The sequence below is a fragment of the Streptomyces bobili genome (genome assembly GCF_002154575.1).
Taxonomy (GTDB): domain Bacteria; phylum Actinomycetota; class Actinomycetes; order Streptomycetales; family Streptomycetaceae; genus Streptomyces; species Streptomyces bobili.
The window spans coordinates 1-2,592 of the sequence record NZ_MUBA01000838.1 but is presented as its reverse complement, the minus strand read 5'-3'; the positions used below and the strand labels follow the sequence as shown (position 1 = coordinate 2,592).

Annotated in this window: 1 protein-coding gene and 1 pseudogene; one reads left to right on the top strand and one right to left on the bottom strand. The window is 76.7% G+C overall.

Going from position 1 to position 2,592, the window contains the following annotated elements; translation table 11 throughout:
- Nucleotides 1-441, top strand: a pseudogene (locus tag BZL64_RS40055) (hypothetical protein); the annotation flags it as partial.
- A gap of 54 nt (nt 442-495) precedes the next feature.
- On the opposite strand, the gene BZL64_RS38065 reads toward BZL64_RS40055, so the two are convergent.
- Nucleotides 496-2,592, bottom strand: a 2,097-nt coding sequence (locus BZL64_RS38065) for a xanthine dehydrogenase family protein molybdopterin-binding subunit (protein WP_086773498.1), incomplete at its 5' end; no start/stop codon positions are given.

The following is a 2,592-nucleotide window of genomic DNA, read 5'->3' as shown; positions in this document are numbered from 1 at the left end:
GCGCCCGCCCCGTCACCGTGGGCCGCGTGGACGGACTGGGCGGCCGCCGTGACGCTGGCGCTCTGCGGAGTCGCCCACGTCCCCGTGGACCGCCAGGCCGTGCCCGTCGGCGCCCTCGCCACCGCGCTGGCCCTGTCCGGGCTCTGCCTCCTGCTCGCCCTGGCGCTGCTGCGCCGGCCCGCCCTGCCGCTGCTGGTGCTGGGCGTGCTGGTGCCGGCGGTGTTCGCGGGCGCCCAGGTGTCCGCGGGACGCGTCGACGTGGTGGGCCTGGTGCCGCTCACCGAGGCCACCCTCGCCCCGCCGTGGATCGCCGGCCCGCTCGCCACGGCCACCGCGGTGACGGTGACGGTCGCCCTCCTCGCCCACCTCCTGGGCGACCGCCGCCCGGCCGGCGCCCCGGCGCCGGACCGGAAGGCCGCGGTACTGCCCGCCCGGGACTGACCCCCGCCCGGCCGCCCGCCCCGTCCACGCACAGGTGGGCGGGGCGGCGTGGGTTCAGCGGCCGGCCTCCAGCAGGGCGGTGAGCACCCGGTCCGGGGTGAGCGGCAGTTCCCGCAGACGCACGCCGGTGGCGTGGTGGACCGCGTTGCCCACCGCGGCGGCCGTGCCGACGATGCCGATCTCGCCGATGCCCTTGCTGCCCATGGGGTTGAGGTGCGGATCGTCCTCCTCGACCCAGTACGCCTGAACGTCCGGTACGTCGGCGTGCGCGGGCACGTGGTACGACGCCAGGTCGGACTCCGCGAAGTCGCCGAACGCGGCGTCCATCGTGCTGCCCTCGGTGAGCGCCATGCCCAGGCCCATCGTCATGCCGCCGACGAACTGGGAACGCGCGGTACGGGCGTTGAGGATGCGCCCCGCCGCGTACACCCCGAGCAGCCGGCGCACCCGCACCTCGCCGGTCACCGTGTCCACGGCGACCTCCGCGAAGTGCGCCCCGAACGCGTGCCGGGCGTAAGGAGAGTCGGCGCCCGCCGCGCCGAAGGTGTCGGCGTGCTCGGCCAGGCCGTGTTCCGGCACCGGCCCGGGGAACCCGGTCAGCCGGTCCGCGAGCCGGACGCACGCCTCGTGGACGGGCCGGCCCCAGGACGCCGTACCGGAGGAGCCGCCGGCCATCGACGCGGACGGCAGGTCGCTGCTGCCCAGCCGGACACGGACGGCCTCCAGGGGAACGTCCAGGGCGTCCGCCGCGATCTGCGCGAGGACGGTCCGGGCGCCGGTGCCGATGTCGGTGGCGTTGACCTCGACGACGAAGCTCCCGTCGGGCAGCGCGCGGGCCGCGGCGGCCGACGGGAGGACCAGCACCGGGTAGGTGGCCGCCGCCACCCCCGTCCCGGTGAGCAGCGGGCCCTCCGGGTGCGAGCGCGGGCGCGGATCGCGCCGTTCCCACCCGAACCGGCGGGCTCCCTCGCGCAGGCACTCGACGAGGTGGCGGCTGCTGAACGGCCTGCCGCTGTCGGGTTCCGTCTCCGGCTCGTTGCGGATCCGCAGTTCGACGGGGTCCATGCCCAGTTCCACGGCGAGTTCGTCCATGGCCGACTCCAGGGCGTACATGCCCGGCGCCTCGCCGGGCGCGCGCATCCAGGAGGGGCTCGGCACATCGAGGGGCACCACGCGGTGGGCCGTACGGCTGTGCGGGGCGGCGTACATGACGCGGGCCGGGACCGCGGCCTGCTCCACGAACTCCTTCACCCGCGAGGTGTGTGTGGTCACCTCGTGCTCCAGGGACGTCAGCCGGCCGTCGGCGTCCGCGCCGAGGCGCAGCCGGTGCAGGGTGGGCGCCCGGTGTCCGACGCACGAGGGCATGAAGCGGCGCGGCAGGACGACCGTGACCGGCCGTCCGGGGTGCGCCAGCGCGGCCATCACCGCGAGCACCACGTCGGGCCGGGGCGTGCCCTTGGAGCCGAAGCCGCCGCCGACATGCTCGGCGACCACCGTGATCCGCTCCCGCGCCAGCCCGAACAGCTCCGCGAGCACGTCCCGTACCGTCGTGGTGCCCTGGCTGGAGGTGTGCACCGTCAGGTGCTCGCCGTCCCAGCGCGCGGTGCCGGCGTGCGGCTCCATGGGGTGGTTGTGCAGGGGCGGCACCCGGTAGCCGGCATCGACCCGCACGGCCGCGGACGCGAACGCCCCCTGGACGTCGCCGCGTTCACGGACGGCCGGATACCCGCCGTTGGCCTCCTCGGGCACGTAGGCGTCCGGATGGCCGGCGGACAGCGTCACGTCGTACGGCTCCGCCGGGCAGTCGACCTGTACGGCGGCGGCGCCGGCCCGCGCGGCCTCCGCACTGTCGGCCACCACCAGGGCGACGAACCAGCCCCGGTGCGGCACCCGCGGGTTCTGGAGGAGGGCGAGGGTCGCGTCGTCCGGTTCGGCGAGCCGCGGCGCGTTCTCGTGGGTGAGTACGGACACCACGCCGGGCGTGCCGAGCGCGGCCGAGACGTCCACGCCCCTGACCTGGCCGCGGGCGACCGCGGCGGGCACCGGACGGGCGAACAGCCGCCCCGTGAAGGGGAATTCGGCGGCGTAGCGGGCGGTGCCCGTGACCTTCTCGCGTCCCTCCCTGCGCTCGGCGCCGGCGCCCGTGGCGGG